Source organism: Pseudomonas sp. RIT288, from assembly GCF_000631985.1.
Taxonomy (GTDB): Bacteria; Pseudomonadota; Gammaproteobacteria; order Pseudomonadales; family Pseudomonadaceae; genus Aquipseudomonas.
On record NZ_JFYN01000018.1, the window covers coordinates 54,702 to 80,861 of the forward strand.

General features: G+C 59.1%; 21 protein-coding genes and 1 rRNA gene. 10 read left to right on the plus strand and 12 right to left on the minus strand.

The window, feature by feature from the left end; all coding sequences use genetic code 11:
* Positions 1-26 precede the first annotated feature (26 nt).
* The 4 genes from BW33_RS16980 to BW33_RS16995 form a co-directional block, all read right to left on the minus strand.
* A complete protein-coding gene (locus tag BW33_RS16980; protein WP_047600134.1) occupies positions 27-263 on the minus strand; it encodes a DUF1653 domain-containing protein in 237 nt (78 codons plus the stop codon).
* A 99-nt stretch (positions 264-362) separates the two neighbouring features.
* Entirely contained in the window at positions 363-1,538 is a 1,176-nt protein-coding gene (fadA, locus tag BW33_RS16985; RefSeq protein WP_047600135.1) for an acetyl-CoA C-acyltransferase FadA, read from the minus strand.
* A gap of 29 nt (positions 1,539-1,567) precedes the next feature.
* Positions 1,568-3,715 (minus strand): fatty acid oxidation complex subunit alpha FadB, encoded by a 2,148-nt coding sequence (fadB, locus tag BW33_RS16990; RefSeq protein WP_024013640.1) that lies wholly within the window; start codon positions 3,713-3,715, stop codon positions 1,568-1,570.
* A 596-nt stretch (positions 3,716-4,311) separates the two neighbouring features.
* On the minus strand, positions 4,312-4,749 hold the full coding sequence (locus BW33_RS16995) for a hypothetical protein (RefSeq protein ID WP_047600136.1): 438 nt from the start codon (positions 4,747-4,749) through the stop codon (positions 4,312-4,314).
* 103 nt (positions 4,750-4,852) lie between these two features.
* Between BW33_RS16995 and BW33_RS17000 the strand changes: the two genes are divergently transcribed.
* The gene (locus BW33_RS17000; RefSeq protein WP_047600137.1) at positions 4,853-5,290 is read left to right on the plus strand and encodes a universal stress protein; all 438 of its coding nucleotides are present in this window, start codon (positions 4,853-4,855) and stop codon (positions 5,288-5,290) included.
* 173 nt (positions 5,291-5,463) lie between these two features.
* On the opposite strand, the gene BW33_RS17005 is transcribed toward BW33_RS17000, so the two are convergent.
* On the minus strand, positions 5,464-7,386 hold the full coding sequence (locus BW33_RS17005; protein WP_027611442.1) for an ATP-binding cassette domain-containing protein: 1,923 nt from the start codon (positions 7,384-7,386) through the stop codon (positions 5,464-5,466).
* A 214-nt stretch (positions 7,387-7,600) separates the two neighbouring features.
* Between BW33_RS17005 and BW33_RS17010 the strand changes: the two genes are divergently transcribed.
* Entirely contained in the window at positions 7,601-9,529 is a 1,929-nt protein-coding gene (locus BW33_RS17010; RefSeq protein WP_047600138.1) for a transglycosylase SLT domain-containing protein, read from the plus strand.
* Positions 9,530-9,680: 151 nt separating this feature from the next.
* Here BW33_RS17010 and BW33_RS17015 read toward each other — a convergent pair whose 3' ends face one another.
* Positions 9,681-11,459 (minus strand): ABC transporter transmembrane domain-containing protein, encoded by a 1,779-nt coding sequence (locus tag BW33_RS17015; RefSeq protein ID WP_047600139.1) that lies wholly within the window; start codon positions 11,457-11,459, stop codon positions 9,681-9,683.
* A 257-nt stretch (positions 11,460-11,716) separates the two neighbouring features.
* Between BW33_RS17015 and BW33_RS17020 the strand changes: the two genes are divergently transcribed.
* On the plus strand, positions 11,717-11,896 hold the full coding sequence (locus BW33_RS17020) for a PA1571 family protein (protein WP_047600140.1): 180 nt from the start codon (positions 11,717-11,719) through the stop codon (positions 11,894-11,896).
* A 177-nt stretch (positions 11,897-12,073) separates the two neighbouring features.
* On the opposite strand, the gene pdxB is transcribed toward BW33_RS17020, so the two are convergent.
* Positions 12,074-13,216 carry a 4-phosphoerythronate dehydrogenase PdxB gene (gene pdxB / locus BW33_RS17025; RefSeq protein ID WP_047600141.1) on the minus strand — a complete coding sequence of 381 codons (1,143 nt, stop codon included), beginning with the start codon at positions 13,214-13,216 and terminating at the stop codon, positions 12,074-12,076.
* A 309-nt stretch (positions 13,217-13,525) separates the two neighbouring features.
* Here pdxB and BW33_RS17030 point away from each other — a divergent pair, with 309 nt between their 5' ends.
* A complete protein-coding gene (locus tag BW33_RS17030) occupies positions 13,526-14,935 on the plus strand; it encodes an MATE family efflux transporter (RefSeq protein WP_047600142.1) in 1,410 nt (469 codons plus the stop codon).
* A 136-nt stretch (positions 14,936-15,071) separates the two neighbouring features.
* On the opposite strand, the gene tusA is transcribed toward BW33_RS17030, so the two are convergent.
* On the minus strand, positions 15,072-15,323 hold the full coding sequence (tusA, locus tag BW33_RS17035) for a sulfurtransferase TusA (protein WP_003226616.1): 252 nt from the start codon (positions 15,321-15,323) through the stop codon (positions 15,072-15,074).
* A gap of 166 nt (positions 15,324-15,489) precedes the next feature.
* Positions 15,490-16,563, minus strand: coding sequence for a 23S rRNA (cytidine(2498)-2'-O)-methyltransferase RlmM (rlmM, locus tag BW33_RS17040; RefSeq protein WP_047600143.1), 1,074 nt, complete (start codon positions 16,561-16,563; stop codon positions 15,490-15,492).
* Positions 16,564-16,928: 365 nt separating this feature from the next.
* On the opposite strand from rlmM, the gene acnA reads away from it, so the two are divergent.
* Positions 16,929-19,670, plus strand: coding sequence for an aconitate hydratase AcnA (gene acnA / locus BW33_RS17045; RefSeq protein WP_047600144.1), 2,742 nt, complete (start codon positions 16,929-16,931; stop codon positions 19,668-19,670).
* A 341-nt stretch (positions 19,671-20,011) separates the two neighbouring features.
* On the opposite strand, the gene BW33_RS17050 is transcribed toward acnA, so the two are convergent.
* Positions 20,012-20,500 carry an SRPBCC family protein gene (locus BW33_RS17050; protein ID WP_047600145.1) on the minus strand — a complete coding sequence of 163 codons (489 nt, stop codon included), beginning with the start codon at positions 20,498-20,500 and terminating at the stop codon, positions 20,012-20,014.
* 186 nt (positions 20,501-20,686) lie between these two features.
* Between BW33_RS17050 and BW33_RS17055 the strand changes: the two genes are divergently transcribed.
* The 5 genes from BW33_RS17055 (at position 20,687) to BW33_RS17075 (ending at position 23,866) form a co-directional block, all read left to right on the plus strand.
* Positions 20,687-21,607, plus strand: coding sequence for an ADP-ribosylglycohydrolase family protein (locus BW33_RS17055; protein ID WP_047600146.1), 921 nt, complete (start codon positions 20,687-20,689; stop codon positions 21,605-21,607).
* Positions 21,608-21,664: 57 nt separating this feature from the next.
* The gene (locus BW33_RS17060; protein WP_047600147.1) at positions 21,665-22,069 is read left to right on the plus strand and encodes a lysozyme inhibitor LprI family protein; all 405 of its coding nucleotides are present in this window, start codon (positions 21,665-21,667) and stop codon (positions 22,067-22,069) included.
* A 219-nt stretch (positions 22,070-22,288) separates the two neighbouring features.
* The gene (locus tag BW33_RS17065; RefSeq protein ID WP_047600148.1) at positions 22,289-22,894 is read left to right on the plus strand and encodes a hypothetical protein; all 606 of its coding nucleotides are present in this window, start codon (positions 22,289-22,291) and stop codon (positions 22,892-22,894) included.
* Positions 22,895-22,903: 9 nt separating this feature from the next.
* Positions 22,904-23,110 carry a helix-turn-helix domain-containing protein gene (locus BW33_RS17070; protein WP_003226632.1) on the plus strand — a complete coding sequence of 69 codons (207 nt, stop codon included), beginning with the start codon at positions 22,904-22,906 and terminating at the stop codon, positions 23,108-23,110.
* Between the two features lie 84 nt (positions 23,111-23,194).
* Complete coding sequence (locus BW33_RS17075; RefSeq protein WP_047600149.1) at positions 23,195-23,866, plus strand: hypothetical protein; 672 nt, start codon at positions 23,195-23,197, stop codon at positions 23,864-23,866.
* A gap of 75 nt (positions 23,867-23,941) precedes the next feature.
* Here BW33_RS17075 and mrdA read toward each other — a convergent pair whose 3' ends face one another.
* Together mrdA and rrf are read right to left on the minus strand one after the other, a co-directional pair.
* Positions 23,942-25,834, minus strand: coding sequence for a penicillin-binding protein 2 (mrdA, locus tag BW33_RS17080; RefSeq protein ID WP_047600150.1), 1,893 nt, complete (start codon positions 25,832-25,834; stop codon positions 23,942-23,944).
* 236 nt (positions 25,835-26,070) lie between these two features.
* Positions 26,071-26,160 (minus strand): 5S ribosomal RNA (gene rrf, locus BW33_RS28075); the annotation flags it as partial.

The following is a 26,160-nucleotide window of genomic DNA, read 5'->3' on the forward strand; positions in this document are numbered from 1 at the left end:
AGCACAGGGTTCTGTGCGCACTCGCCTTATGCCTTGGAAAAAAGGCTCGGTTCGGCTTGCACCAAAGCAAAGCGTGGCACCTGCTTGCCGTCAACCTCGACCGACTCGACGAACATGCTCAAAGGGCGTACCCAAAAGCCGTAATCCTCATACAGGGCTTGGTAAAAGACCACTTCTTCTTCGGTCTCGGAGTGCCGCGCAACACTGAATACGCGGTACTGCTGACCTTTGTAATGTCGGTAGAGCCCAGGTTGTATCGGCACGCTTCGGCCCTCACTCAAATTTTTTCAAAATAAATACAAAAATAAATCCGCAAAAACAAAAACCGGGGCACTTGGCCCCGGCTTCCATCGACGAGACGCTTAAACGCGTTCGAAGACGGTGGAGATGCCTTGGCCGAGACCAATGCACATGGTGGCCACCCCGAAGGTGCCGCCATTCTGCTTCATCACGTTCAGCAAGGTGCCGGAAATACGGGCGCCGGAGCAACCGAACGGGTGACCCAGGGCGATCGCGCCGCCGTGCAGGTTAACCTTCTCGTTCATCTTGTCGAGCACTTTCAGATCTTTCAGCACTGGCAGGGCCTGTGCAGCGAAAGCTTCGTTGAGCTCGAAGAAGTCGATATCGTTGATGCCAAGGCCCGCACGCTTCAGGGCTTTTTGTGTTGCCGGAACTGGACCATAGCCCATGATCGCCGGGTCCACACCCGCCACTGCCATCGAACGGATCACCGCCATCGGCTGGATCCCCAGATCCTGTGCACGCTGCGCCGACATCACGATCATGCACGAAGCACCATCGGTGATCTGCGACGAAGTACCCGCAGTCACTGTGCCGCCCTTTGGATTGAAGGCAGGCTTGAGGGCCGCCAGGCTTTCCAGAGTGGTTTCCGGACGAATGGTTTCGTCGTAGTCGAACAGCTTCAGGAAGCCGTTTTCGTCATAGCCCTGCATCGGGATGATTTCGTCTTTGAACTTGCCTTCCACCGTCGCCTTATGAGCGAGCTGGTGGGAGCGCACGCCAAAGGCGTCCTGCTGCTCACGGGTGATGCCGTGCATCTTGCCGAGCATTTCTGCGGTCAGACCCATCATGCCCGAGGCTTTCGCCGCGTACAGCGACATGTGCGGGTTCGGATCGACACCGTGCATCATGCTCACGTGACCCATATGCTCGACGCCACCAACCACGAATACGTCACCGTTGCCGGTCATGATCGCTTGCGCCGCGGTGTGCAGAGCGCTCATCGACGAGCCGCACAGGCGGCTGACGGTCTGGCCGGCCGAGGTGTGCGGGATCTGGGTCATCAGCGACGCCATGCGCGCGATGTTCCAGCCCTGCTCCAGGGTCTGGTTCACACAGCCCCAGATCACGTCCTCGACTTCAGCAGGATCGACCTTGGCGTTGCGTTCCAGCAGTTTGCTGATCAGGTGCGCCGACATGTCTTCGGCGCGGGTGTTGCGGTGCATGCCGCCCTTGGAGCGGCCCATCGGAGTACGACCGAAGTCGACAATCACGACGTCTCTAGGATTCAAGCTCATAAGTTCACTCTCACTCTAGTTGGGGGCGCTTAACCGAAGAAGCTCTGGCCGTTTTTGGCCATTTCGCGCAGCTTCGCGGTCGGGTGGTACAGCGCGCCCAAATCAGCGTACTGGTCAGCCAGGGCAACGAACTCGGCAACACCGATCGAATCGATGTAGCGCAGCGCACCGCCACGGAATGGAGGGAAACCGATACCGTAGACCAGACCCATGTCGGCTTCGGCGGCGGTTTCAACGATGCCGTCTTCCAGGCAACGCACGGTTTCCAGGCACAGCGGAATCATCATCCAGTTGATGATGTCTTCGTCAGTGACTTCGCGCTGCTCGTAAACGATCGGCTTGAGCACTTCCAGCACCGACGGATCGGCGACTTTCTTCTGCTTGCCTTTCTTGTCGGCTTCATAGGCGTAGAAGCCCTTGCCGTTCTTCTGGCCCAGACGTTTGGCTTCGTAAAGCACGTCGATAGCCGAGCGACGGTCATCCTTCATGCGATCCGGGAAGCCTTCAGCCATCACGTCACGACCGTGGTGACCGGTGTCAATGCCGACCACGTCCATCAGGTACGCCGGGCCCATTGGCCAGCCGAATTTTTCCATGACCTTGTCGATGCGGACGAAGTCCACGCCGGCGCTGACCAGTTTGGCGAAACCACCGAAGTACGGGAACAGGACGCGGTTGACCAGGAAGCCCGGGCAGTCGTTGACGACGATCGGGTTCTTGCCCATTTTCTTGGCGTAGGCAACGGTGGTGGCAATCGCCAGCTCGCTGGACTTCTCGCCCCGGATCACTTCCACCAGCGGCATCATGTGCACCGGGTTGAAGAAGTGCATGCCGACGAAGTTTTCCGGACGCTTGAGGGCCTTGGCCAGCAGGCTGATGGAAATCGTCGAGGTGTTGGACGCGAGGATGGTGTCCTCTTTGACCTTGTCTTCGACTTCAGCCAGTACCGCTTGCTTGACCTTCGGGTTCTCGACCACGGCTTCAACGACCAGGTCGACGTGACCGAAGTCACCGTAGGACAGGGTCGGACGAATGCCGTTGAGCACTTCAGCCATTTTCGCGGCGGTCATGCGGCCTTTGTCAACGCGGCCAACCAGCAGCTTGGCGGCTTCGGCCAGACCCTGCTCGATACCGTGCTCGTTGATATCCTTCATCAGGATCGGCGTGCCTTTGGAGGCCGACTGATAGGCGATACCGCCGCCCATGATGCCGGCGCCCAGTACGGCTGCCTGCTTCACGTCCTTGGCGATTTCGTCGTAGGCCTTGGCCTTTTTCTTCAGTTCCTGATCGTTCAGGAACAGGCCGATCAAGCTCTGCGCAGCAGACGTCTTGGCCAGTTTGACGAAACCGGCGGCTTCGACTTCCAGCGCCTTGTCACGACCGAAGTTCGCGGCTTTCTGGATGGTCTTGATTGCTTCAACTGGCGCCGGGTAGTTCGGGCCAGCTTGCCCTGCCACGAAACCTTTGGCGGTTTCGAAAGCCATCATCTGTTCAATGGCGTTCAACTTGAGTTTTTCAAGTTTTGGCTGACGCTTGGCCTTGTAATCAAACTCGCCGGAGATGGCGCGCTTGATCAGTTCAAGGGCAGCTTCCTGCAGCTTCTCTGGAGCAACCACGGCGTCGACGGCGCTGACTTTCAGGGCGTCTTCAGGACGGTTTTCCTTGCCGGCGGCAATCCACTCGATGGCGTTATCGACGCCGATCAGGCGCGGCAGACGCACGGTACCGCCGAAGCCCGGGTAGATGCCCAGTTTGACTTCCGGCAGACCGATCTTGGCCTTGGTCGACATGACGCGGTAATCCGCTGCCAGGCACATTTCCAGACCGCCACCCAGGGCGATGCCGTTGATCGCGGCCACGGTCGGAACGTTGAGGTCTTCGAAATCGCTGAAGATCTTGTTGGCTTCGAGATTGCCAGCAACCAGCTCGGCATCCGGCAGCTTGAAGTTGTCGACAAATTCGGTGATGTCGGCGCCGACGATGAATACGTCCTTGCCACTGCTGACGATCACGCCCTTGATCGAAGCATCTGCCTTGATGGTGTCCACGGCCTGACGCAGTTCGTTCAGGGTAAGACGGTTGAACTTGTTGACGGACTCACCCTTGAGGTCGAATTTCAATTCGACGATGCCACTTTCAAGAGCTTTAACCGTGATGGCTTTACCTTCGTAAATCATCAACTGATCTCCACGATATGGAAGCTGAACAGTACACGTCGGACGCAGGTAAATGGCTCGGCAGGACGCTTTTTCGTCGATGCTGACGCCAATCCACCCGGCACACCCGCCAACGCGATAGTCGGGATTCTGTAGGAGCAGTCTGTAAGACAAACGCTCAATTCATACGCCCGTTTGATTTGGGTACGTCACCTTCACGGAATTTCCAACAATTGTCAATCGCCCAAAATACGGGTTGAAATGCGACTTTGTGGTCATTTCCGTTGCACACAGATCCGCAACACGCAGCTGCATGCAGAGCCATTCATAGAATCAATAGTTAGAAAAGTCGCCCTAATTCACGGCAACCCGTGTTTAACAGGCTACGCTGGCGAAATCCCGGCGAAAAATATGAACGCTTTCGGCGAATGCCTGGCGTAGGATCAGCTCACAGCGAATTACCGGCCTGCCTGGCCAACCCGCCCGATGATGTTGTCGGGCTTTTTATTGCTTGCGAAATGCCCCCTGTAGGAGCTGCCGCAGGCTGCGATCTTTTGATCTTAAAAACATAATCAAGAGATCGCAGCCTGCGGCAGCTCCTACGGGGAATTCGTAATTCAGGCGAGGGCTTTGAGAGTGGCGTCGATGTACTGCAAGACTTCAGCTTCACCCTTCTCGCCCCAGTACAAGGCGATCATCTGCTTGTCGGCCTCGACCTTGAACACGTTGCCCGGCAACTTTTCGAAATGATCGAGCAGCAACCGGTCTTCGCAGACTTCCTGCCACTGATTGACCCATACCCCCGGCGATTTCTGCCAGTAAGTCCAGCACGCCGGCTGGGTGCCACGCCGCGGCCGATGATATTGCGCGCACGGGCTGGGCGGTTCCTGAGACAGCCAGTGCGGCCACTCCTGAGGTGCCAGCTGCATGGCCAGCCCGATGCGCCGCGCCTCCATGCGCAGGGCCATTCGGCCACTCTGCACGCGCGATGGGCGCAACCACGCCAGTGGACTCAAAACCACCAGCAGGATTGACACCACCAACCAGACCGTCATATCTCTACTCCCGACTTAAGGTGAGCGCATCGTGTCACTTTGGAACCAATGCGCTTGAAACCAGCCATACTTAACAATATTGAACCGCCACGAGGAGCACCTCATGCCCTACAACCATATCCTGGTCGCCGTTGACCTGACCGAAGAGTGCGACCCTGTGATTCACCGTGCCCGAGAGCTGTCGGTTAGCAATGGCGCCAAGCTGTCGCTGGTGCATATCGTCGAACCGATGGCCATGGCATTCGGCGGCGATGTACCGATGGATCTGTCACAACTGCAACAGCAGCAGTTCGATCAGGCCAAGGAGCGACTTGAACGCCTGAAAGCCAAATATGTAGAGCTTGAGGGCGCCAATTGCCACCTGACCTATGGCCAGCCACGACAGGAAATCCATCATTTCGCCAAGGAAAACACTTGCGATCTTATCGTGGTCGGCAGCCATGGCCGTCACGGTTTGGCGCTATTGCTGGGCTCCACAGCCAACGACGTGCTGCACGGCGCGCCATGCGATGTTTTGGCGGTACATCTGGTCAAACGTTGAAACACTGATCATTGTGGGAGCGAGCCCGCTCGAAGGCGTCGGCACATTCAGCATCAATGCCGCCTGACACACCGCATTCGCGAGCAGGCTAGCTCCCACATCAGGTCTCCACCCGTATATGAAAAGCCCGGGGCTCATCACTGAGCGCCGGGCTTTTTTTGTTACCGGATCAATCAGGCATCCAGCTCGGCCCAACGCTCCACCAGTGCATCCAGTTCTGCCTGCAACTGCTCCAGCGAAGCAATCACCTTGGCCGTTTCTGCCGGCGGACGCTGATAGAAACCGGCTTCAGCCATCTCAGCCTCGACCGCAGCGATCTGCTGTTCCTTGGCATCGATGTCGCCCGGCAACGCTTCCAGCTCGCGCTGCAGCTTGTAGCTCAGCTTCTTCTTGGCTGCCGGTGCGGCAGCGGCAGGTGCGGCAACCACGGCAGGTTCAGCAGTGACCACCGCCGAATTCAAGTCAGCCTTGCCCGACTTGCTCTCGGTCACACCCAGCAAGCGCGGCGAGCCGCCCTGACGGATCCAGTCCTGATAGCCACCGACGTATTCACGCACCTTGCCTTCACCTTCGAAGACCAGGGTGCTGGTCACCACGTTGTCGAGGAATGCCCGGTCGTGGCTGACCATCAGCACCGTGCCGTTGAAGGTCAGCAGCACTTCTTCGAGCAGCTCGAGGGTTTCCACGTCGAGGTCGTTGGTCGGTTCGTCGAGTACCAGCAGGTTCGCCGGTTTGCTGAACAGTTTGGCCAGCAGCAAGCGCGCACGCTCGCCACCGGACAGCGCCTTGACCGGCGTGCGCGCACGCTGCGGGCTGAACAGGAAGTCACCGAGGTAGCTCAGGACGTGGCGGCTCTGGCCGTCGATATCGATGAAGTCGCGGCCTTCGGCGACGTTGTCGATCACGGTCTTTTCCAGATCCAGCTGATGGCGCAACTGATCGAAGTAGGCCACATCGATGCGCGTGCCCTCTTCCACTTTGCCGCTGGTCGGCTGCAGACCGTTGAGCATCAGCTTCAGCAGGGTGGTCTTGCCGGTACCGTTGGCGCCGAGCAGACCGATACGGTCGCCGCGCTGCAGAACCATCGAGAAGTCCTTGATCAGGTACGGACCGTCCGGGTGATGGAAGCTGACATTTTCCAGCACCATCACTTGCTTGCCGGACTTGTCGGCAGTTTCCAGCTGGATATTCGCCTTGCCGGTACGCTCGCGCCGCTCGCTGCGCTCAACACGCAGGGCTTTAAGGGCGCGCACACGGCCTTCGTTACGGGTCCGACGGGCCTTGATGCCCTGACGGATCCACACTTCTTCCTGGGCCAGACGCTTGTCGAACAGCGCGTTGGCGGTTTCTTCAGCGGCCAGCGCGGCTTCTTTGTGCACGAGGAAGCTGGCGTAGTCGCCGTTCCAGTCGATCAGGCCGCCGCGATCCAGTTCGAGGATGCGCGTGGCGAGGTTTTGCAGGAAGGAACGGTCGTGCGTGATGAACAGCACGGCGCCCTGGAAATCCTTCAGGGCTTCTTCGAGCCAGGCAATCGCGCCGATGTCCAGGTGGTTGGTCGGTTCGTCGAGCAGCAGCAGATCCGGTTCGGACACCAGCGCCTGCGCCAGCAGGACGCGACGACGCCAGCCGCCGGACAACTCGGCGAGGGTCTTGTCGGCCGGCAGTTGCAGGCGGCTCAGAGTGCTGTCGACCAGGGTCTGCAAGCGCCAGCCGTCACGGGCTTCGAGGTCGTGCTGAACGTGCATCAGCTTGTCCAGATCGGCGTCGGTGACGATGTTCTGGCTCAGGTGATGATATTCGGCGAGCAAGGCGCCAACGCCGTCGAGGCCTTCGGCAACCACATCGAATACGGTCCGCCCGTCGGCCACTGGCAATTCTTGCGGCAATTCGCCGATTTTCAGACCGGGGGCACGCCACACCGAGCCGTCATCGGGCTTCTGGTCGCCCTTGACCAGCTTCATCATGCTGGATTTGCCAGTGCCGTTGCGGCCGATGATGCACACCCGCTCACCACGGGCGATCTGCCAGGACACCTTGTCCAACAACGGCATCGCGCCGAATGCAAGGGACACATCGCTGAATTTGAGCAGGGTCATGAGCTTCTCCAAAAACCGGGCGCGCATTCTACCTGAGTTAGGTCCTCAGCAGGCCGCCAATTTGTCTGCCGAAGCACTCTGCACAACATTTGTTGCGAACTTGTGCTGCGAGACCGGCAAAGCTTTCGCCCGTTGCTGGCAAAAGGCTAAGCTACAGACAATTCAGTGCTGGCCACGGCCGGTGCTTGTCATGATTTCTCTGCCCGGATGTCTCATGCGCAGTCGCCTTTTCAGTGTCTTGTCCTGTTTGCTACTTACCGCCGCTGCCGCTCAATCCGCCCAGGCGGTGGACCTGTCCACCCAACGCCAGTATTACGATGAAGCCAAACGCGCCTTGGCCAAAGGCGATACCGGCCCGTACTTTCGTTACAGCCAGGCCTTGGCCGATTACCCGCTGGAACCGTACCTGGCCTACGACGAACTGACCGCGCGTCTGAAGACCGCGAGCAACGCCGAGATCGAGAAATTCCTCGCCGAGCACGGCGACCTGCCCCAGGCCAACTGGATGAAGTTGCGCTGGTTGCGCTGGCTCGCCGACCGTGGCGACTGGGCCACCTTCACCAAATATTACGACCCTAAACTCAACTTCACTGAACTGGACTGCCTCAATGCGCAGTACCAGATCAGCAGCGGCCACAAGGCCGAGGGTTATGCCAACGCCGACAAATTGTGGCTGACCGGCAAATCGCAACCGGCCGCCTGTGACGGGCTGTTCGGAATCTGGGCCGCCGACGGTCAGTTGACTGAACAGAAACGCTGGGAGCGCACCAAACTCGCTGCCCAGGCGCGCAACTATCCATTGGCCAACAGCCTGGTCAACGGCCTGACCACCCTCGCTCCGCGCGGTCGTCTGCTAGTGGATGTGGCGCAAAAACCCGAGCTGCTCAATCAACCATCGCGCTTCACCCCGGCCGACGAGCCGATGTCCGACGTGGTCAGCCTCGGTCTGCGCCGCCTCGCCCGTCAGGACCCGGACAAGGCCATGGCCCTGCTCGACGGATACGCCAGCAGCATGCATTTCTCCCGTGACGAAAAAGTCGCGATTGCCCGGGAAATCGGCCTGACCCTGGCCCGGCGTTTCGACAGCCGCGCGCTGGACGTGATGACCAAATACGATCCGGAGCTGCGTGACAACACCGTGTCCGAATGGCGCCTGCGTCTGCTGCTGCGCCTGGCACGCTGGGACGATGCTTATCAGTTGACCCGTCGCTTGCCACAGGATCTGGCGACCACCAACCGCTGGCGCTACTGGCAGGCGCGCAGTCTGGAACTGGCCCAGCCACAAAACCCGGAAGCACAGACCCTTTACAAAAACCTTGCGCGCGAACGTGACTTCTACGGTTTCCTCGCCGCCGACCGCTCGCAATCGCCGTACTCGCTGAACAACAAGCCGCTGGTCCTCAGCCAGGCGCTGATCAACAAGGTGCGCAACACCCCAGGCGTACGCCGCGCGCTGGAATTCCATGCGCGCGGACAGATCGTCGACGGGCGCCGCGAGTGGTATCACGTCAGCCGTCATTTCAATCGTGACGAAATGGTTGCCCAGGCCAAACTGGCCTACGACCTGAAATGGTATTTCCCGGCGATCCGCACCATCAGTCAGGCGCAATACTGGGACGACCTGGACATCCGCTTCCCGATGGCCCACCGCGACACCCTCGTGCGTGAAGCCAAGACGCGTGGCCTGCATTCAAGCTGGGTGTTCGCCATCACTCGCCAGGAAAGCGCCTTCATGGACGACGCCCGCTCCGGCGTCGGCGCCAGCGGTCTGATGCAGTTGATGCCCGCCACTGCCAAGGAAACCGCGCGCAAGTTCAGCATCCCGCTGGCCTCACCGCAGCAAGTGCTCGATCCGGACAAGAACATCCAGCTCGGCGCCGCTTACCTGAGCCAGGTGCACAGCCAGTTCAACGGCAACCGCGTCCTGGCCTCAGCCGCCTACAACGCCGGCCCCGGCCGCGTACGCCAATGGCTGCGCGGCGCCGATCACCTGAGCTTCGACGTCTGGGTGGAAAGCATTCCGTTCGACGAAACCCGCCAATACGTGCAGAACGTGCTGTCGTACTCGGTGATCTACGGGCAGAAGCTCAATTCGCCGCAACCGCTGGTGGATTGGCATGAGCGGTATTTTGATGATCAATGATCTGTAGGAGCTGCCGTAGATTCGGGCCGCGTTCGGACGATCTTTTGATCTTTATCCTCAATCATAAAAAATGCCCGCATCGATGGATGCGGGCATTTTTTACGTAAAGATCAAAAGATCGTCCGAACGCGGCCCGAACCTGCAGCAGCTCCTACACAGCGATCGCGTGACCGTCGTTGAACTGCAACGACGCCAGCCGCGCATATAACGGATTGCTTACGATCAGCTCCTGATGCGTACCGATGGCCACCAGACTGCCCTGATCCATCACCGCGATCCGGTCGGCGTTCTTAACCGTGGCCAAGCGATGCGCGATCACCAGCGTGGTGCGGTTCTGCATCAGGCTGGGCAAGGCTTCCTGAATCAGGTGCTCGCTCTGGGCATCGAGGGCGCTGGTGGCTTCGTCCAGCAGCAGAATCGGCGCATCCACCAGCAACGCGCGGGCGATCGCCAGGCGTTGACGCTGGCCGCCGGAAAGTCCGAGGCCAGCGTCACCCAAATGGGTCTGATAGCCGTTGGGCATCTTCTCGATGAAGTCATGGGCGTGGGCAATTCTTGCCGCTTCCTTGACCTGCTCCAGTGTCGCGCCAGCATTGCCGTAACGAATATTCTCTTCGACGCTGCCGAAAAACAGCGCAGGCGATTGCGAGACCAGAGCGAAATTGCGCCGCAGATCCAGCGGATCGAGGCTGGTCAGTGGCACTCCGTCAATCAGGATCCGGCCTTCAAGCGGGTCGTAGAAGCGCAACAGCAAGTCATACACCGTGGACTTGCCGGCTCCGGATGGCCCGACAAGGGCCAGGGTCTCGCCGGCCCTGATGGTCAGGCTCAGGCCGTTGACGGCGTAGCTGTCCGGACGCGACGGGTAGGAAAAACGCACATTCTGCAATTGCAGTTCGCCCTTGATCCGTTCTGGCAACGTCACCAGCCCGATGGTCGGTGGCTGGATGATGTTCTGCGAACCGAGCAGTTCCGCGATGCGCTCGGCGGCACCCGCCGCACGCTGCAATTCGCCAATGACCTCGCTCAACGTGCCGATCGCGCTGCCGACAATCAGGCTGTAGAAAACGAAAGCCGCCAGTTCGCCACCGGTGATGCGCCCGGCAATCACGTCCATGCCGCCGACCCACAACATCACCGCCACCGCGCCGAGCACCAGCACGATCACCACGGTGATCATCCAGGAGCGCTGAAAGATGCGCTTGCGTGCGGTGTCGAACGCATCCTCGACCGTCGTGGCGAAACGCCGCTCGTCCTGCACCTGATGGTTGTAGGCCTGCACCGTCTTGATCTGGCCAAGGGTCTCGGAGACATAGCTGCCGATGTCGGCGACCCGGTCCTGACTCAACCGCGACAGATTACGCACGCGCCGACCGAAAATCAGGATCGGAGCGACCACGAATGGCAAGGCAATCACCACGATGCTGGTGAGTTTCGGGTTGGTGATAAACAGCAGGATCACCCCGCCGATCACCATCAACAGGTTGCGCAGAAACATCGACAGTGACGAGCCGATCACCGATTGCAGCAACGTGGTGTCGGCGGTCAGCCGTGACTGGATCTCCGAACTCCGATTGTTCTCGTAAAACCCGGGGTGCAGATAGACCAGATGGTTGAACACCTCGCGCCGGATGTCCGCTACACAGCGCTCGCCGATCCACGACACCCAGTAAAAACGCGCGAACGTGCCGACTGCCAGGCCCAGCACCATCAGCATGAAGATACCGATGCTCTGGTTCAGTTGGTGCGGCGACTGAGTCATGAAGCCCTGATCGACCAGCAATTTGATCCCCTGTCCCATCGACAAAGTGACGGCCGCAGTGACGATCAACGCCAACAGCGCAGCGCCGACTTGCCAACGATAAGGCGCCAGGAATCGGCTGGTCAGACTCAGCGCTCGACGGTGCCGGGAAGAAAGCTTCGAGATCATTCAGGTACACATCCGTGTTGGTCAAAGGGCTAGCCTAAACCTTCTATGGGGCGGAACTCTGTAAATCACAATGAGTCAGGTTAAATATGCCCCCAAAGACTAGGCCATAGTTGCTATTGGTCTAATGTCCCGGTTGAGACGAGCGGTCATTTCTGTTGGACTGGAGATGCCGCTTTTGACAGACCCCAAGGGTGTTGTCACAGCCTGGTCACGTGGCGGTTTTAACCTACGTGCACAACCTGATGAGGAGACAGGCCATGTCCTTGCAACACAGCAGCGATGACAAGATTGAAGTGATCCGCACCAAGCCCGGCCAACCTCTGGGTTGCTCGATTATCGACAAGGATGGCCGTGAAGTACCGATCACCGAAGACATGATCCAGGACGCGTGCCGCGAACTGGAGAAGCGATTGGTCAAGCCTGCCGAACAACAGTGATATAGCCACCGTCTTCCTGACCCGGCCCTGTTTGGCCGGGTTTTTTCTGCCTGCCGTTCTCTTCTCTTCTGTTCTCTTCTGTTCTGTGTAGGAGCTGCCGAAGGCTGCGATCTTTTGACTTTGTTTTTCAAAGGCAAGATCAAAAGATCGCAGCCTTCGGCAGCGCCTACAGGGTTTTCAGACAGCCACTGCTCCCAACGCCGCCACAATCTTTTGCAACTGCGGCGAATCCCCGTCGATCCGCACCTTCAGCCCCTCGATCTCGCGCCGCACCGGATACTGCTTGCGCAAAACGTCGAACGCTGCACGCTGTTCAGCGACACTGCCTACAAGACTGCGGCGAAAATCCGCATCATCCCGGCGCGGGTCGTACACCCCGCGGCACAACATCGCCAGCGCCCACGCCGGATCGCTGTCGGCGTGCAGGGTCACTTCTGACAACCACGGTGCCGGCAGCAGGTCACTGAGCTGGATGCTCGGCGGTTGACCGATAAATTCGCAATAAGCCTGATAAATCTGCGCCGTCCCGCGTTGCTTGCCATCGAGGCTGTAGCCGGCAATGTGCGGCGTGGTCAGCACGCAGAGTTCGGCAAGGGCGACATCGACTTCAGGCTCGGCCTCCCAAACGTCGAGCACTGCTTGCAGGTCTTCGCGCTCCAGCAGCACGTTGCGCAACGCGGCGTTATCCACCACCGGACCACGGGCGGCGTTGATCAGCCAGGTGCCGGGTTTGAGCTGTTGCAAACGCTGCTCATCAAACAGGTGCCAGGTCGCGCCTTCGCCGGTACGGGTCAGCGGCGTGTGCAGGCTGATCACGTCGCACTGCTCAATGATCTGCTCGAGGCTGACGTAATCGCCGCCCTCGGCTGCCTGACGCGGCGGATCGCAAACTTTGACATTCCAGCCCAGGCCCTTGAGGACCTTGACCAGCCGCCCACCTACTTCACCGGCACCGATTACGCCGTACGTACGCTGCGGCAAATCAACGCCTTCGATTTCCGCCAGGGTCATCAGGCTGCCGAGCACGTAATCGACCACGCCTCGCGCATTGCAACCGGGTGCGCTGGACCAGGTGATGCCGGCCTCGTTGAAATAATCGAGATCGAGGTGATCGGTCCCGATGGTGCAAGTGCCGACGAAACGCACCTTGCTGCCATCGAGCAACGCGCGATTGACGTTGGTCACCGAACGCACCAGAAGCACGTCGGCCTGCTCGACCGTCGCACGGTCGATGGAACGGCCCGACACCCGGCGGATCTCGCCGAAACCGGCAAAAAAGGCATCGAGCAGCGGGATATTTTCGTCGGCAACAATCAGCATGGCGGGCTCCTTGAGGGGATCGGCAGTTTAGGTGCAGATCCACCGTTGAGCCAGCGCAGACTGCACTGTGGCGAGGAAGCTTGCTCCCGCTCGACTGCGCAGCAGGCGGAAAGTCTGCAATCGGGATTTTCCTGATCCACCACGCCGGATGGTTTTGGGGCCGCTTCGCACCCCAGCGGGAGCAAGCTCCCTCGCCACAGTGGATGGCATCGATGATTACAAATGCGCAACAGAGGATTTTTCCTGACTGTCACGTCAGCGGCGTAGAATGCGGCGCCTTGCGCATCAACATCTGTGGACGCTTTGCCTGTGAACTCTGTTACTGATCAACCTCTCGCTGCCTCACTCACCCGCCCTGCGCGAATTCGCCTGGAGTTCAGGAACCTGCTCGCCCTGGCGTTGCCGATCATCATCGCGCAATTGGCGACCACCGCCATGGGCTTTGTCGATGCCGTGATGGCCGGCCGTGTCGGGCCACGCGATCTGGCGGCGGTAGCGCTGGGCAACTCGATCTGGGTTCCGGTGTTTCTGTTGATGACCGGCACCCTGCTGGCCACCACGCCGAAAGTCGCCCAGCGTTTCGGCGCCGGCACCCACAGCGAGATCGGCCCGATCGTCCGTCAGGCGCTGTGGCTGGCGCTGGTGGTCGGCCTGATCGCCACGTGCATGCTGGTCGCCGCCGAACCGGTGCTGCACCTGATGAAGGTCGATCCCGAGCTGATCGGCCCATGCATGCAGTACCTGCACGGCATTGCCAGCGGTCTGCCAGCGGTGGCGTTCTATCACGTGCTGCGCTGCACCAGTGACGGCATCGGCCGTACCCGCCCGGCGATGGTGCTGGGCCTGTGCGGTCTGGCGCTGAACATTCCGCTGAACTACATCTTCATCTATGGCCACTTCGGCGTGCCGGCCATGGGCGGCGTCGGCTGCGGCTGGGCCACGGCCATCGTGATGTGGGTCATGGCGCTGGGGCTGGCCGGTTATGAACGCTGGGCACCGGCCTATCGTTCGAGTGAAATCTTCAGCCGCTTCGACTGGCCACAATGGGCGGTGATCAAGCGTCTGCTGGCGATCGGTCTGCCGATTGGCATCGCCGTATTTGCCGAGTCGAGCATCTTCGCGGTGATCGCCCTGCTGATCGGCAGCCTTGGCGCCACCGTGGTGGCCGGGCATCAGATCGCGCTGAACGTCAGCTCGCTGGTGTTCATGATTCCGTATTCGCTGGGCATGGCGGTGACCGTACGTGTCGGCCAGGCGCTGGGCCGTGAAGAACCGCGTGAAGCACGCTTTGCCGCCGGTGTCGGCATGGGTACCGCGCTGGCTTACGCCTGTATTTCGGCAAGCATGATGCTGTTGCTGCGCGAGCCGATTGCATCGATCTATACCGCCGATCCGACGGTGATCCACATCGCGGCGATGCTGATTGTGTATTCGGCGCTGTTCCAGTTTTCCGACGCAATCCAGGTCACCGCCGCCGGCGCTCTGCGCGGTTATCAGGACACCCGGGTGACGATGATCCTGACCCTGTTCGCCTATTGGGGCATCGGCCTGCCGGTCGGTTACGCCCTCGGCCTGACCGACTGGCTCGGCGAACCGCGTGGCCCGAGCGGCTTGTGGCAGGGTTTGATCGTCGGTTTGAGCTGCGCGGCGTTCATGCTGTCGATCCGCCTGACCCGCAGTGCGCGCAAGCGTATTCGGATCAGTCGCAGCGCGGGCTAAAATCCTTACGCAGGACAAAAAAATGTGGGAGCCAGCCTGCTGGCGATGGCGGACAGTCAGTCAACATTGATGTTGAATCGACTGCCTCATCGCCAGCAGGCTGGCTCCCACAATTGTTTTTGCGTTTGCCCGAGGTTCAGGCTTGTTTCTTGCGGATCCAGTACAGATAAGTACCGGCCTCTTCGTGCTGCCCCACCAGTTCGTGGTCAAGAAACACACAGAACTTGGGAATGTCGCGACGGGTCGAGGGATCGGTGGCAATCACCTTGAGCAGGCCGCCTGGCACCAGGTCACGAATGTGCTGGTGCAGCATCATTACCGGCTCCGGGCAATTGAGACCGGTGGCGTCGAGGGTGCCGTCGACCGGGGTATCGATCATTTCACTCATGATTCACTCCTGAAACTGGCCGGCATTGTCGCGCATTGCCGGGTGCTCGGTCATCTGTGGCTTTATACCAATTCCCTGTAGGAGCTGCCGAAGGCTGCGATCTTTGCTTTTTGAAAGATCAAAAGATCGCAGCCTGCGGCAGCTCCTACCGGGAGGGCGTGTGCATTTAGCGGGATTTGGTTTTCTTGATGTCATGCCGACGCAGGTGGCAGGTCACTTCCTCACGGTCGTGATACAGCTGCTTGCAACCAATATCGACCTTGATCCCACGCGCCTTGAAGCCATCGGCGATGCGTTCGAGCAAACGCTTCACTTCGGCATAACGCTGCTTCATCGGCAACTTGAGGTTGACCACCGCTTCGCGGCAATGGCCCTCGCCGATCCACTCTTCAAGCATCGCCGCGTTACGCGCCGGCTTCTCGACGATGTCGCAGACCATCCAGTCCACCGGCTGCCTGGGCTTGAAGGTGAAGCCGTCGGCCATCAAGTGCTGCACCAGTCCGGTGTCCATCAGGCTCTCGGCCATCGGGCCGTTGTCGATGGCGGTCACCAGCATGCCGCGGTTGACCAATTGCCAGGTCCAGCCGCCCGGTGCCGCGCCGAGGTCGACGCCGGTCATGTCGCTGTGCAGGCGCTCGTCCCACTGGTCACGCGGGATGAAGTGGTGCCAGGCCTCTTCCAGTTTCAACGTCGAACGGCTTGGCGCCTCGCGCGGAAACTTCAGGCGCGGAATGCCCATTGGCCACATCGCCGAGTTGCCGGCATCGGCCATGCCGAGGAACACTTCGCGGCCACTTTTGAAAGTCAGCAGCAGGCGCGGCTTGTTTTCGTCTTCCACCAGTTTGCCGGCACCGGTCAGCGCCTTGCGCAGCGGGCCTTCGAATTTCTTGCAGAAGTTCGACAGCTCTTTACCGTCGTTGGTGTCGACCACTTCCAGCCACAGGCTGCCGCAGACCGGGAAGTCCGCCATGTGCTCGAGGATCACGCTGATGCGGTCGGTTTCCGGCAGATTGATGAAAACCCCACGCGCCCATTGTCGCGGGAAAATCAGCTCGGCGAAGCGTTGGCCGCGCATCAGGCGCTCGGCACCGTCTGCTTCGGTGCAGACAAACTCGGCGTAAGCGGTGGCCGGTTTGGCCTTGGCGTAACCGGCCACGTTGAGTTGGGCGGCGAGGTCGGAAATCTCCGAACAGACTTCGCCTTCGAAGCCTGGCCGGCAATGCATGAATAGGGTGTTCATTCTTACTCCTGGGCAGAGGGCGGACATTCGGCCCCTGCACGATGCTCAAGCCTTGCGGTGAAGCAAAGCCTGTCACGAAAACCGGCGCATGATAGCCGAGTTCGGAACCTTGGACTTATCGATAGAGTCCAGTTATTAGCCAGCTACTGAAAACAGGGCTACGTTGATAGCTCTGCCCGTCCCCTCAGTCCGTAGCCGTGCGGACTCGAACAGGCTGTTTGAAAATGTAGCGAGCGAAGGCAAGACAAGGCAAAAACAGGCTTGGAAGCGGAGTCTACGAGTTGTAAATGAGCATTCCGAGCCCGTTTTTAACGCAGGATTGCCGAGCGCAGCAGTTTTCAAACAGCCTGAAAGGAGTGATCGTAATGCCGTCTCTTAATAGTCTGAAGACCCTTAAAACCCTGCAGATCGACCAAAAGACCTACCACTATTTCAGCCTGCCGGATGCCGCGAAAAGCCTGGGCAATATCGACCAGTTGCCGATGTCGCTGAAAGTCCTGCTGGAAAACCTGCTGCGCTGGGAAGATGAAAAAACTGTCACCGGCGCCGACCTCAAGGCCATTGCCGCGTGGCTCAAGGAGCGCCGCTCCGACCGCGAAATCCAGTACCGCCCTGCCCGCGTATTGATGCAAGATTTTACCGGCGTACCTGCCGTGGTCGACCTCGCGGCGATGCGCGCCGCCATGGCCAAGGCCGGCGGTGATCCGCAGCGAATCAACCCGCTGTCGCCGGTGGACCTGGTGATCGACCACTCGGTGATGGTCGACAAATTCGCCACCCCGAGCGCCTTTGAACAGAACGTCGACATCGAAATGCAGCGCAACGGCGAGCGTTATGCGTTCCTGCGCTGGGGCCAGAGCGCCTTCGACAACTTCAGCGTAGTGCCGCCGGGCACCGGGATCTGCCACCAGGTCAACCTCGAATATCTCGGGCGCACGGTGTGGACCAAGGATGAGGACGGCCGTACCTACGCATTCCCCGACACCTTGGTCGGCACCGACTCCCACACCACCATGATCAACGGCCTCGGCGTACTCGGCTGGGGCGTCGGCGGGATCGAGGCGGAAGCGGCGATGCTCGGCCAACCGGTGTCGATGCTGATTCCGGAAGTGATCGGTTTCAAACTCACCGGCAAACTCAAGGAAGGCATCACCGCCACTGACCTGGTGCTGACCGTCACGCAGATGCTGCGCAAGAAAGGTGTCGTCGGCAAATTCGTCGAATTCTACGGCGACGGTCTCGCCGACCTGCCACTGGCCGACCGCGCGACCATCGCCAACATGGCCCCGGAATATGGCGCGACCTGCGGCTTCTTCCCGGTCGATGACGTAACCCTCGAATACCTGCGCCTGTCCGGTCGCCCGGCTGAAGTGGTGAAACTGGTCGAGGCCTACACCAAGGCCCAGGGCCTGTGGCGCCTGCCCGGTCAGGAACCGGTGTTCACCGACAGCCTGGCACTGGACATGGGCAGCGTCGAAGCCAGCCTTGCCGGACCAAAGCGCCCTCAGGACCGGGTCTCGCTGCCGAATGTGGCGCAGGCCTTCAGTGATTTCATGGACTTGCAATTCAAGCCCACCAGCAAGGAAGAAGGTCGCCTGGAAAGCGAGGGCGGTGGCGGCGTGGCCGTGGGTAACGCTGATCTGGTGGGAGAAACCGAGTACGAATACGAAGGCCACACCTATCGCCTGAAAAACGGCGCGGTGGTGATCGCCGCGATCACCTCCTGCACCAACACCTCCAACCCGAGCGTGATGATGGCGGCCGGTCTGCTGGCGAAAAAAGCCGTGGAGAAAGGCCTGACCCGCAAGCCTTGGGTCAAGAGTTCACTGGCACCCGGCTCGAAAGTCGTCACCGACTATTACAAGGCTGCGGGCCTGACGCAGTACCTCGATCAACTTGGGTTCTCGCTGGTCGGCTATGGCTGCACCACGTGCATCGGCAACTCCGGGCCACTGCCAGAACCGATCGAGAAGGCTATTCAGAAAGCTGACCTCACCGTGGCGTCGGTGCTGTCCGGCAACCGCAACTTCGAAGGCCGGGTGCATCCGCTGGTGAAAACCAACTGGCTGGCCTCGCCACCGCTGGTGGTCGCCTACGCCCTGGCTGGCAGCGTGCGTACAGACATCAGCACTGAACCGCTGGGCAACGACCAGCAAGGCAATCCGGTGTACCTGCGGGATATCTGGCCCAGCAGCAAGGAAATCGCCGAGGCGGTGAATCAGGTGAACACCGCGATGTTCCATAAGGAATACGCCGAAGTGTTTGCCGGTGATGAACAGTGGCAAGCGATCCAGGTGCCGCAGGCCGCCACTTACGTGTGGCAGGACGATTCGACCTACATCCAGCATCCACCGTTTTTCGACGATATTTCCGGCCCGTTGCCGGTGATTACCGACGTCAAGGGCGCACGGGTTCTGGCGCTGTTGGGCGATTCGGTAACCACTGACCACATCTCCCCTGCCGGCAACATCAAGGCTGACAGTCCGGCCGGGCGCTATCTGCGCGAAAAAGGCGTGGAACCGCGGGACTTCAACTCCTACGGCTCACGGCGTGGCAACCATGAAGTGATGATGCGCGGCACGTTCGCCAACATCCGCATTCGTAACGAGATGCTCGGCGGCGAAGAAGGTGGCAACACGATCTACATCCCGAGCGGCGAGAAAATGCCGATTTACGATGCGGCCATGCGTTATCAGACATCGGGCACGCCGCTGGTGGTGATCGCCGGTCAGGAATACGGCACCGGCTCCAGCCGCGACTGGGCGGCCAAGGGCACCAACCTGTTGGGGGTCAAAGCGGTGATCGCCGAAAGCTTCGAGCGCATCCACCGTTCCAACCTGGTGGGCATGGGCGTGTTGCCGCTGCAGTTCAAGCTCGATCAGAACCGCAAGAGCCTGAACCTCACTGGCAAGGAAACCCTGGATATTCAGGGTCTGACCGGCGTCGAGCTGAGACCACGCATGAACCTGAATCTGGTGATCACCCGTGAAGACGGGCGCCAGGAAAAAATCGAGGTGCTGTGCCGCATCGATACGTTGAATGAGGTGGAGTACTTCAAGTCCGGCGGGATTCTGCACTACGTCCTGCGCCAGCTGATCGCCTCCTGAAAACGCGTTTCCCTGCAGGAGTTGCCGCAGGCTGCGATCTTTTGATTTTGGCTTTCAAAGCAAGATCAAAAAATCGCAGCCTGCGGCAGCTCCTACAGAGTGATGTACTTTTCTGTGGGCGAAAAAAAACCCGCCGAAGCGGGTTTTTCCCAAGACCATTATCGACTCCCTGTCGGCAGCGATCCTTGCTAATGGTCGATCATCCGTGATCCTGAAACACTCCCTGTGTCTCAGTTGATGGGTGTAGATTACGCCGTGGATCCAATCGGCAATAGTCGCAAAAGCTACCACCTCGTGTAAGACATTCGCTATACGGCCCCTTCCGAAAACCCTTAGTCGTATCAGCCACCCTTACGCTCGCGGGTCCTGGCGCTCTCGACGAGAAACTGTTCGAGCCGACTCAGTTGCTCTTCCCAGCCTCGGCTATCCATGTAATACGCCTCCTTCTGCCGCACGTCAGGAATATGCGCAAATCCGGATTCGGACACTTTGAGCAAAGTGCCGGCCTCATAATCCTGCAGCTCGAACTTGACCAGCGTCGTCGGCTCCTGGGAATAGTCGATCTTCGGGTTGACCGCGTACGGGTGCCAGCGAAACGAAAACAACTGCTGCGGCTCGACCCGCTCGACCAGCACGTTCCACAACACGTGCTCATAACCGGGATAGGTGACCTGCCCCTGCGTCCATTCACCGGCGATGAACCGCCTGCCCTCCAGCGCCACACCAAACCACTGGCCAAATGCCTCGGCATCGACCAATGCGCGCCAGACATAAGAACGCGGCGCCTTCAGCGTGATTTTGCGTTCGAAACTATTGGGTACCGGTTTCATAAGTCACCTCCTGTTCTGAACAGTAGGCTTGTATGACCACATGTCCAACCTGAAGTTGTATCAAAGCCGTGCACCTGTGCAGCACCAGGGAAACATTCGGCGGCATTTCCGATCGTTGAATCGAGCGCTCCCATCCGATGAACCTGTTACCTTTTCCTGCGATATGGAAACAGACAAGGACGAATCATGCAGCCATCTCTCTCCGAACGTTATCGCGGCGCCCTGCTCGGCCTTGCCTGCGGCGATGCCGTGGGCACCACGGTGGAGTTCAAGCCACGGGGCTCATTCCAGCCACTGACCGACATGGTCGGTGGCGGTCCCTTCCACTTGAAGCCAGGGCAATGGACGGATGACACCTCGATGGCGCTGTGCCTGGCAGAAAGTCTGCTGAGCAAAAACACATTCGATGCGGCAGACCAGATGGGGCGCTATCTCAACTGGTGGAAATGGGGTTACCTCAGCTCTACCGGCGATTGTTTCGATATCGGCATGACGGTCAGCCAGGCGCTGTCGCAGTACCAGCAAACCGGTCAGCCCTTCGCTGGATCTACCGACCCGTTTACCGCCGGCAACGGATCGCTGATGCGCCTGGTGCCGGTGGTGCTGTTTTACTTCCCTGATGCCCGGCAGATCCACCAGTTCGCCAGCGACAGTTCGCGGACAACCCACGCAGCTCCCGAGGCCATCGAATGCTGTCAGTTGTTTGCCGAGGTGATCAACAAAGCCTTGCTTGGCGCGCCCAAGTCAGAATTGCGCAAGCTGCCAGACTCACCCTTCGTTCAAGCAAAAGTCGCAGCCATCGCCCGAGGTGATTACCTCACAAAGTCGGTAAACGGAATCCGTGGCAGCGGCTACAGCGTCGAGTCCCTGGAAGCGGCGCTGTGGTGTTTTCATCACACCGACAGTTTCGCCGCAGCGATTCTGCAAGCCGCCAATCTGGGCGATGACGCCGACACCACGGCCGCTATCGTTGGACAAGTGGCCGGCGCCTATTACGGCGTTCGGGCGATTCCTGCCCATTGGCTGGAAATGCTCCATGACGGCGAGGAGATTGCGGCCACCGCAGATCGCCTGCTCGAAGCCTCCCGGCTACGGGTGCCTGAATAGAAGCCCCAGAGCCGCTAAACTGCACTGTACTTTCATCCGACACAGTGAGATTGCCCCATGCCCCCACGCCTGCTTCTGGCCCTGACCCCCCTTCTGTTCACCCCCCTCGCCCACGCGGCCGTCGACTGCGCCAATGCCAGCGATCAGGCCACCATGAACCAGTGTGCCGGCCAGGAATTCAAGGCGGCGGACAAGGAATTGAACGCGGTGTATCAACAGATCACTGGTCGTTTAAAGGACAACCCTGACAGCAAGAAGCTGCTGGTGGGTGCGCAGCGAGCATGGATCGGGTTTCGCGATGCCGAATGCAAGTTTTCGGCATCCGGGGTCGAAGGCGGAAGTGTTTATCCGTTGATCTACAGCAATTGCCTGACCGGTGTGACCAAGGTGCGGGTCGAGGCGCTGAAGCAGTATTTGAAGTGTCAGGAGGGTGACATGAGTTGCCCGGTGCCCGGGGCCTGATTTTGTAGTGGTTTCGGTCTTGCCGATAGATTTGTTGATTTCACACTTGGAGCACCTTCGGCGCGCTCGCCAGCGAGTCGGCTCCCCGCACCATTACAAGTAATTGCTCGGAGCCGCGGCAGAAGAGGATGCCGCGGCAAACGAATCAAAATTAATTATTGTAATTAGATAATTTTTAATCGAAAATTCGCTACCAAATTGTAACAACCAGGAATTTTCATGAGTACTCACATCAACGGATTGGCGCCGCTGCGCATGCATTGGATCGGGCTGCTGGCAGCAATTCTCGTCTGGGTTCTGGGTGTGACGGAGGTCGGCGGCAACGCGACGATCTGGTTCTTCAAAAAGGATGAAATGCTGGCGGGCCTGCTCTATGCCTTTGCAGAAGGCTCGCCGCAATTGCTTGACCCGTTTGTCGAAGGCGCGCTGCTTGATCCCGACACCTGGCTGTCGTCAATGGTCACTGCGCTGATCGTTTTTCTGGATTTCCTGCCCGTTGTCCTGTCGGCTTACGCGTTATGGCTGACCGGGTTGTTTTTCTTGCGCTTGTCACGCGGCGAAACCTGGACCGATCGCAATATCGGAGTCCTGTGGCGAGTGGGGGTGCTGTGCATCGTTTCTCCGGCGACTTACCCGCTGGTAGAGACTTTGCAAGGTCTGGCTTTGTCGATCGATCTGCCGCCGGGGGAGCGCATTTTTCAGCTCTCGATCGGTCTGTCTTCCTCTTCTGCCTACGAGATAATCAAAGGCGTATTGCTCTGTTCGTTTTCAATTATCATGCGCGATGCAAAAGTACTCAGCGATGAGCAAAGTCAATACATATAGAACAACATAATGACCATTATCGTCCGCCTTGACGTTGTCATGGCCACGCAAAAAATTCGCTCGAAAGAGTTAGCCGCCCTGCTCGGGATCACCGAGGCCAATCTGTCATTGCTGAAAAACGGCAAAGTCAAAGGCGTGAAGATGGCAACTCTGGACAAGCTCTGCGCTGCGCTCGATTGCCAACCGGGCGATCTGCTGGAATACCAGAAAGACTGAGACTTTCCTCTGACGGCGAGTTGTTTATCGCAAGTCCCAATCGTTTAACTCCTATTCAATCCTTAGTTTCAAGGCGGCTTTGTCATGTCCCGTTATTTGTTATGCGCGCTGTTATTGCTGACAGCGTCACTCAGCGGCTGCGCCACACAACTTGACGTAGCACTCAATGCAATACCTGATCCGGACTATCAGTTCGACCGAAAAGCAACCGTGCTGGTGACCTCGACCAACAGCGCCGATGAGAATGCACTGAATGCCCGCTACTATCTTCGCGACATGGTCAACGCACTGAAAGACAGGGGCTTTCAGGAGGTCTATACCGACGCCAGCCTGCCCAGAAATCACGCACCGATCAGAATGACCATCAGTCTCGATATCGGCAGCCGGCAAGTGTCTTACCGCTACACCGCCACCGACTATGGGCAAGTGCCAACCAGCACGACGACCGTGTGCAAGAACACCAAGAAGAAAGATGACCGACTGACCTGCACCAGTAAGCCCAACACGACCTATGGCCCGGTAGGTACTTCAGAGCGAATCGGCTACACCACCCTGAGTACTTTCATTGCCACCGCCCGGGATGAGGCGAGCAAGCGTACGGTGTATCTGCTGCGGGCATCGTCTTATAACGAGGACTGTCAAACCGCCAAAGTCGAAGCGTTTCTGGTCGAGCAAGGCCTGCAGAACCTGAACTTCCAGGACCGCATGCAACGCAACTACAGCGTCACGATGCCCGAGGGTTACAGCTGCAAATAGTCAGCTGCCCAAACGCCTGTCTCGACAGCTTCACAGCGCAGCCAGCGTGAGCCGGTGCAGTGAAGCTGATCCAGGCTAGACATGCGGATCACCCGGCGCCTTGGCCGGCGCCGCGTATTGCGGCTTGAGGTGGCCGTCCTGATCCAGTAGCCAGGCGTCCATGATCTGCCGCACCACGGGACCGGCAACCCGACCACCGGCCTCACCGTTTTCGATCATCACCGAGATGGCGATCTTCGGGTGCTCTGCCGGAGCGAAACCGACAAACAAGGCATTGTCGCGATGCCGTTCAAGGGTTTTCTCACGGTTGTAGCGTTCGCCCTGCTTGATCGCCACCACCTGCGCAGTACCGCTCTTACCGGCAATGCGGTACTGCGCACCGGCCGCTGCGGCGCGCGCAATACCCCGGGCATCGTGCATCACCATCTGCATGCCGTGGTTGACCTGATCCCAGTCGCGCGGGTTCTTCAGCAGGATGTTCGGCATCGGATGCTCGTCGACCGGCGCCACGCCATCGACTGTCTTCGCCAGGTGCGGACGATTCCATACGCCTTTGTTGGCGATCAGTGCGGTGGCCTGAGCCAGTTGTAGCGGCGTGACCTGCATGTAGCCCTGCCCAATCCCGAGGATCACCGTTTCCCCAGGGAACCAGGCCTGACGGCGCGTGGCGCGTTTCCAGGCCTGAGATGGCATCAAACCGGGCGACTCTTCGAACATGTCCAGCGAGACCTTTTCGCCGAGGCCGAACATCGCCATGTAGTCGTGCAGGCGATCGATGCCGAGCTTGTGCGCCAGGTCGTAGAAGTAGGTGTCGTTGGAACGCATGATCGCTGCATCCATGTCCACCCAACCGTCGCCGCTGTGGTTCCAGTTGCGGTACTTGTGATCGAAATCCGGGAGTTGGTAGTAGCCAGGGTCAAAGACACGGGTCTGCGGCGTCACGACACCGGTATCGAGGCCGGCAATCGCCACTTCTGGCTTGATGGTCGAGCCTGGCGCGTACAGGCCGCGCAGTACACGGTTGAACAGCGGCCGGTCGATGGAATCGCGCAGCGCCGAGTATTCCTTGGAGCTGATGCCAGTGACGAACAGGTTCGGATCGAAACTCGGATTGCTGACCATGGCCAGCACTTCACCGGTGGACGGGTCGAGAGCCACCACCGAGCCACGTCGGTCGCCCAGTGCGGCTTCCGCGGCCTCCTGCAGTTTGACGTCGAGACTTAGAACGATGTTTTTGCCAGGGACCGGATCGGTGTGCTTGAGCACCCGCAATACTCGGCCCTGGGCGTTGGTCTCAACTTCTTCATAGCCAACATGACCGTGCAGTTGCGCTTCGTAGAAGCGTTCGATACCGGTTTTACCGATGGACTGTGTGCCGCGGTACTCCACCGAATCGAGGGTCTTGGACTCTTTTTCATTGATCCGGCCAACGTAGCCGATTGAATGCGCGAAGTGCGAACCCAGCGGGTAATGACGAACGAACTGCGGCTCGACATCAAGGCCCGGCAGACGGAACTCGTTAACCGCCAACACGGCGATTTGTTCCTCCGTCAGCTCGTAGAACAGCGTCACCGGGGTAAACGGGTGACGGGACTGCTTCATGGCCTTGTCAAAAACCGTGCGATCTTCGGCGGGCAAATGCAGCAGATTGATTACCTCGTCCAGCTCCTGATTAACATTACTGGCGCGTTCGCGAGTGATGATCAGATTGTAACTGGGACGGTTATCGGCGAGCAGCACGCCATTGCGGTCATAGATCAGGCCTCTTGTCGGCGGGATCGGCAATACATGCACGCGGTTATTTTCAGAGATGGTCGAGTGGTAGTCGTATTCAACCACCTGCAGGATGTACAGACGTACCACCAGCGCGCAACTGATGGCGAAGACGAACAGAGCGCAGGCGATCAACCGCTTGTTGACCAGACGCGTCTCTTTTTCGTGATCCTTGATCGGGATGGATTCAGGCATTTCTACAGCAGCTCTTTGACATAAATTGAGTGCCGATCCGTGGGCATGACATCAGTCCGTTAAAAAACGAGCTGCACCATACCAAAAACCGAGTGGTCACTTCAGAAGGATTTTCCCCAATGGCAGTCCCGGCGACGGTTGGAACTCTCGTGCCATCTGATTCTGACGAGAGAAGCACTTTCCTGCGGACAAAACAAAACCCCAACTGCTTTCGCAATTGGGGTTTCGGAATTTAATCTTGACGATGACCTACTCTCACATGGGGAAACCCCACACTACCATCGGCGATGCATCGTTTCACTTCTGAGTTCGGGATGGGATCAGGT